Origin of the sequence: Methylobacterium tarhaniae, from assembly GCF_001043955.1 — a bacterium.
In the GTDB taxonomy this organism is placed as follows: Bacteria; Pseudomonadota; Alphaproteobacteria; order Rhizobiales; family Beijerinckiaceae; genus Methylobacterium; species Methylobacterium tarhaniae.
Map to the genome: position 1 here is coordinate 1 of NZ_LABZ01000074.1, position 5,922 is coordinate 5,922.

A 5,922-nucleotide genomic window follows, 5' to 3' on the forward strand; every position below is an offset into this window, starting at 1 on the left:
ATCGCGGCCCGCGCCCGCTCCGTCGGCCCGCCCGCTTCGTCGAACAGCGGATCGGCCCCGTCCTGCGCGGCGTCGCGGCTGATCAGGTCGCTCGCCCCGTCGATCCCGAGCATCGCATCGCCCCCGGTCAGCGGGATCGCCGCGGCCTCCGCGGCGAAGCGCCAAGTGCCGGTCGGGCGCAGGCCGAGCGCGCGGTGCTCGGGGAAGCGCAGCAGCATCGGGGCGCCGTAGAGGGGGGCAGGGACGCGGCGGGGGAGGGGGGCGACGTCATGGGCTCGGTCTCGCGAGGAAGGGGCGGCGATACAAGGGGTCCGGACGGGGCTCAGCGCGGCTTGAGCGCGGCGTCGCGGGCGGCGGTGAAGCCGCGGAACGAGAACGGGATGGTCACCGGGCGGCGCGCCCCGTCCTCGAACTGGAGGCTGCCGCTGCCCGAGGCCGTCCGCAGGCTCTGCTCCAGCGCCTTGTCGGCCTCCAGCTCGGCGAAGCAGGCCTGGAGGCAGCGCTTGGACGCCATCGCCACCGGCGCCGCCTTCTCGCCGGCCGGGGCCGCGAGGGCCGCCGTCATCGCCGCCGCGACCACGCCGGCCCGCACGCCGTCGGCGACCGCCACGTCGAAATTTTAAGCAAATGCATGTACGAATTTCGATCTGCATAGTTCGGTGGAGGCCGTTCCGGGCTGCCTCTCCGGGTATCCCGGCGCCACCCGCGAGGGGGAATCGCCGGCCGGCCCGGCGCGTCCGGCCGTCACAGGGCGGTCGAGATGATGGCGGTGAGCGTCGCGACGGAGACGATGGTGGCGACGACGACCGTGGCCGCCGAGACTTCCATCATCGCGCCCGAGCGGTGCGCGAGGAGGAAGGCGTTCGCGCCCGTCGGCAGGGCCGCCGTCACGACCATGATGATCGCGGCCGGTTGCGGGACGGCCGCCGCCGCCACGGCCAGGCCCATGCAGAGCGGCATGACCGCGAGCTTGATGACCGTCGCGGCGAGGACCGGGGGGCCGATCGTGGCCCGGCGCAGAACGGGCAGCGAGGCGCCGAGGCTGATCAGCGCCAGGGCGGGCGCGGCCTGCGCGAGAAGCTCGAGGATCCGCCGCAGCGCCTCCGGCACGGGAAGGCCGGTCCCGTTCCAGGCGGTCGCCGCCATGATCGAGGAGATGATCGGGTTCTTGAGGCTGCCGAGGACCGTCTCCCGCACCGTGTCGAGGAGGCGGCGCCGGTGCTCGCCCCGGTCGAGCTCGACGAGGACCGTCGCCGCCGGAAGGAGAAGGAGCGAGTGGGCCGCGATGATCGACAGCAGGATGGCGAGACCCGCACCGCCCCAGATCGCGCTCACGATGGGGATGCCGAGGAGAACGGTGTTGCCGAAGGCCGCGTTCAGCCCGAAGACCGCCGCCTGGGCGAGGGTCATGCGCAGGAGCGCGATCCCGCCGAGGACCGACAGGGCGAAGACCGGCAGGGCGACCGCGAAGTAGAGCCCGATGACGTCGAGGCGGGGCGGGGTCCGGCTGCCGACGATCGACAGGAACAGCAGCGATGGCAGCAGGACCCAGAAGATCAGGCCCGTCAGCCCCTTCGTCTCGCTCCTGTCCACGATCCCGAACCGGATGATCAGGCGGCCGACCACGATGAGGCCGAAGACGGGGAGGATGACGGAGACGAGCGTCGACGCGATCGTCGCGAGCTGTGACATGCCTTCGAGAACCCATGCTGCCGGCGTCGTCCGCGACGCCCGGTCGGCGCCATCCGTGTCTCGCGGGGCCGGCCGACTCAAGCCCGCCGGGCGCGGAAGGGGTCAGCGTGCGGTCCGGCGCTGGAAGAGGCGCAGCACCGCATCCCCGCGGGCCACGGCATCGTCGAGCGCGTGCTGCGGCGTCTTGGTGCCGGCGAGCGCCGCCTCGATCTCCTCGGCCCAGAGGTCGCGGATCTGCAGCATGTTGCCGAGCCTCAGGCCGGCCGTGTCGCGGGTCGGTGCGCGGCGGGTGATCGCGTCGACCGCCACCTGGAGCATCGGGTTGCGCCGGTAGAAGCCCGTCGCCTCCGCGTCGGCGCGGGCCGCCCTGGTGACCGGCACGTAGCCGGTGTTGCGGTACAGGAGCGCCTGCGCCGGGAAGCTCAGCACGAAGTCCAGGAAGGCGGCGACGCCCTCGTAGTCCTGCGCGGTCTTTCCCTGCATGACGTAGAGCGAGCCGCCCCCCAGGATCGCGTTCTGCGGCGCATCGACGATGTCCGGGTAATACGGCATCGGCCGGATCGCCCAGCGGAACGTCTCCTGTGCGGCGATGGTCCCGTACAGGCTCGACGAGGTCAGGAAGATGGCGCACTCGCCCGAGACGAACCGCGCCTCGCCGCGATTGGTCCGGCCCGAATAGGTGTACGCGCCCTCCCGGTGGAGGTCGACGATGGCCTGCAGGTGCCGGACCTGGAACGGCTTGTTGAAGACGAGTTCGGCGTCGAAGCCGTCGAGCCCGTTCGCCCGGGTCGCGACCGGCCGGCCGTGCCAGACCGACAGCTGCTCGATATGGGCCCAGGTCGGCCAGGCGGTCGAGAGGGCGCAGCGGGACGGCTCCGCCCGCTTCAGGGCCCGGGCGGCCTCGAACACCTGCGGCCAGGTCTCGGGAAGGTGCCGGGGATCGAGGCCCGCGCGCTCGAACCGGTCGAGGTTGATCCACATCACCATGGCGGAGATGTTGAAGGGCAGCGACAGCATGCTGCCGTCGCGGGCGAGGTAGTTGGTGGCGATCACCGGCAGGAAGGCCTCCGGTGCGACCGCCCGCCCGGCCGCGCTCATCACCTCCGAGACGGGCTTCACGGCGCCGACCGCCGCCGCCATGGTGCCGTTGCCGACCTCGAAGACCTGCAGGATGTGCGGCGCGGCGCCGGCCCGGTAGGCCGCGATGCCGCCGTTGATCGTCTCCGCGTAGGGGCCCTTGTAGATCGTGATGACGCGGTAGGCGCTCTGGGACGTGTTGAACTCGTCGGCGATCCGGGCCACCAGGGCGCCGTTCGCGCCGTCGAGCGAGTGCCAGAGCTGAAGCTCGGTCGCCGCGCGGCCCGCCCCCGGGGCCGAGGCCAGAATCAGGCCGGCCAGGGCCCGGCCGATCGCGCGCCGGAGAGCGGGCGGCGATCGTCTCGTTCCGGGCCGCCTTCTTGGGAAGGTCATGACGACACGTCCTCGGGTGCAGATCACGACGACCCCTTCCGCTCAGCCGAGCTGTTGCGGCAGCTGGAGGCGCAGGCAGGTTCCCTGGCCGGCGACGCTGCGGATCTCCACGCTTCCATGCAGGCGATGCACGACCAGGTTGTGGATGATGTGCAGGCCGAGCCCGGTCCCGCCGCGGGCGCGGGCGGTGGTGAAGAACGGGTCGAAGACGCGGTCGAGGTGCCCGGGCTCGATGCCGGCGCCGTCGTCGCCGATGTCGATCAGGACCCGCGTCGGCTCGGCCCGCGCCGTGATGACGACCCTCAGGATGTGGCCCTCGCGCGCGCCGTGGTCGATCGCGTTCTTGACCGCGTTGGTCAGCACCTGGGCGAGCACGCCCGGATAGGTGTCGAGGCCGAGGGCGTCCGGGCAATCCGCCACGATCTCGTGCAGGCCCGGCCGCGCCAGCGCGCGCAGGCTCTTCAGGAGTTCCTCGATCCATGCGCCGAGATCGAGGACGCGGCGGTCCTCGAACACCTGATCGGAGGCGACCTGCTTGAAGCTGTAGAGCAGGTCGGAGGCCCGCATCAGGTTCGCGGTCATCAGCTGCGCGCCCTCCCGCATGCGCGCGGCGTGCTGCATCAGGCGCGAGCGCGTGAGCCGGTTCTCGTTCACCAGGGCCTCGAAGGCGGTCGCGTCGCTCTGGACCTGGGTGGAGGTGGTGAGCGCGATCCCGAGCGGGGTGCTGATCTCGTGGGAGACGCCGGCCACCAGCTGGCCCAGCGAGGCGAGCTTTTCCGAGCGCACGAGATCGTCCTGGGCCTGCCGCAGGGTGTCCAGGGCCGCGTCGGCGCGCCGGGCGGCGTCGCGCCAGCCCTCCTCGCGCCGCCGCAGCTCGGCGAGGAACGTGTCCGAGGCGCGGGCGATGTCGCCGAGCTCGTCGCGCCGCGCCGCGAGGCCGACGCGCGCGATGCTCGGGTCGGTCGTCGCCTTGAGCACGTTGCGCGTGAGCAGGCGCAGCGGCCGCGTGATCGAGCGCGCGACGCCGACCACCGCGGCGGTGCCGAGGAGCAGCGCTCCCGCCGCGCCCGCGAGGAGCAACCGGCGGATCGAGGCGCCGAAGCGGTCGGCATCGTCGATGAAGGCGCGGCTGAGCGCCCGGGCGTTCGTGCCGATCACGGCGTCGCGCCGGTTCATCTCGGCGATGAGGGCCTCCTGTTCGCGCACCTGGTCGACCGTGGCGGCGAGCTGCGTGCGCCAGCCCCGGATCGCCGCCGCCATGGTCGCCGCCGCCATGTCGCCCTTGAGGCCCGACGGCGCCGCGAGCCCCTCCGCGCGGCCGGCGAGGTCGGCCCCTTCGGTCACGACCGCCGAGGCCTCCTCGGCGCTGCGGCGGTCGAGGGCGGAGGCCGATTGCTGCGCGAGCCGGAGGGCCGCCAGCGCGATGCCCTGGGTCGTCAGCTCCGCCTCGTTCGACGACACGGAATGCCGGATCAGCGCGGCGACCTCCGCCTGGAGACGCCGCTGCGCCTCGACGTTCTCCCGGATCAGCCTGTCGCACCACGCGATCAGGGCGTGGCCCGACTGCGTGGCCCGGGTCAGCTCGAACCCCTCCGCGATGACGCGGTTCAGGCCGGCATCGTTCTGGCTCCGGTTCCGGTAGGAGCGCAGCAAGGCGGCCAGCTGGCCGGCCTCGGCCTGGCGCTCGGCCCCGGCGAGCACGGCGTGCAGCTGCGCGCCCGTGCGGTCGAGGAGCTGGATGTCGGCGGCCAGCTCGTCGAACTCGACCTGGAACACGGGCTGGCCGATGCGGGTCTTGTTGAGCTCGACCGCCGAGATCGCCTCCCGCAGGTCGCGCAGGGCGCTGACGACCTGCTGGTTCGTCTCGAGGGCGGCATCCCGGGTGGTGAGGACGGCGACGAGGCGCGCGTTCTCGTCCTGCTGGCGCCGGCGCTCGGCATCGGTCAGCGCGACGAGCATGTCGGCCCGCCGCACCATCCCGGCCGCGGCGATCTCCAATTCGCCCTCCAGGTGCGCGAGCTGGCGCATCTGCTCGACCTGCGCGGCGAGGTCGCGGCGAACCGTCGAGACCCGCAGGGTCTGGTCCTCGGTCCGGGCGATCCGTTCGAGCTGCGCGAGCCGGCCGGAGGCCTCCGCCGCCAGGGACGCGAAGCGGTCGCGCGCCGCCGCCCGGGCCGTGGAGAGACGGCCGACATAATCGTCGCGGGCTTTACTGAGAAAGGTGAAGGTGTGGAACGTCTCGCTGGACAGAACGGCCCCGTCGCGCGCCCGCTCCGCCTCGATCAGAAGCCCCCAGGCCGCCAGGGCGATGATCATCGCGATGACGACCGGGATCGCACCGACGATGAAGACGCGGCGAGCAACGCCGGACAATCGGAGACAGCGCAACCTGGGACGACGCTCAGTGCAGAAAGGGATCTAAGTCTTGCAAGACCGGCAAACCGCTGTCCAGCCATGCGGGCGTGACTCCGCTCCACATCGGACGATTCGTGCCGGAACCTGCCGAAACCCGGCGCCGGACGAGTCCGGGCGGCCCCGGCCTTCATTCACGACGGGCCTTCGCCGACAGGGGGCCGCCGGGCACCCGCGGGCCTCGCCCGGGTGCGCCGGCACTCACCGGACCAGCGTGTCGGTCGCGGCCGCGAAGGCGACGCGCGGGGTGGCGAGCGCGAAGCTGGCGATCCGCTGGCCCGAATGGCCGACGAGCTTCAGGGTGACGGGCACGCCAAGTGCCACCATCCCTCCCGCCGCCATCCCTCC

General features: G+C 72.6%; 4 protein-coding genes and 1 pseudogene. All 5 read right to left on the reverse strand.

What is annotated here, in order from left to right:
• Window positions 1-218, reverse strand: a pseudogene (locus VQ03_RS11675) (hypothetical protein); the annotation flags it as partial.
• A gap of 104 nt (window positions 219-322) precedes the next feature.
• Window positions 323-610 (reverse strand): invasion associated locus B family protein, encoded by a 288-nt coding sequence (locus VQ03_RS11680; protein WP_053078525.1) that lies wholly within the window; start codon window positions 608-610, stop codon window positions 323-325.
• A gap of 134 nt (window positions 611-744) precedes the next feature.
• A complete protein-coding gene (locus VQ03_RS11685; protein WP_048451050.1) occupies window positions 745-1,692 on the reverse strand; it encodes an AEC family transporter in 948 nt (315 codons plus the stop codon).
• A 102-nt stretch (window positions 1,693-1,794) separates the two neighbouring features.
• A complete protein-coding gene (gene ugpB / locus VQ03_RS11690; protein WP_083467945.1) occupies window positions 1,795-3,162 on the reverse strand; it encodes a sn-glycerol-3-phosphate ABC transporter substrate-binding protein UgpB in 1,368 nt (455 codons plus the stop codon).
• 42 nt (window positions 3,163-3,204) lie between these two features.
• A complete protein-coding gene (locus tag VQ03_RS11695) occupies window positions 3,205-5,535 on the reverse strand; it encodes a sensor histidine kinase (protein ID WP_245292050.1) in 2,331 nt (776 codons plus the stop codon).
• Window positions 5,536-5,922 lie beyond the last annotated feature (387 nt).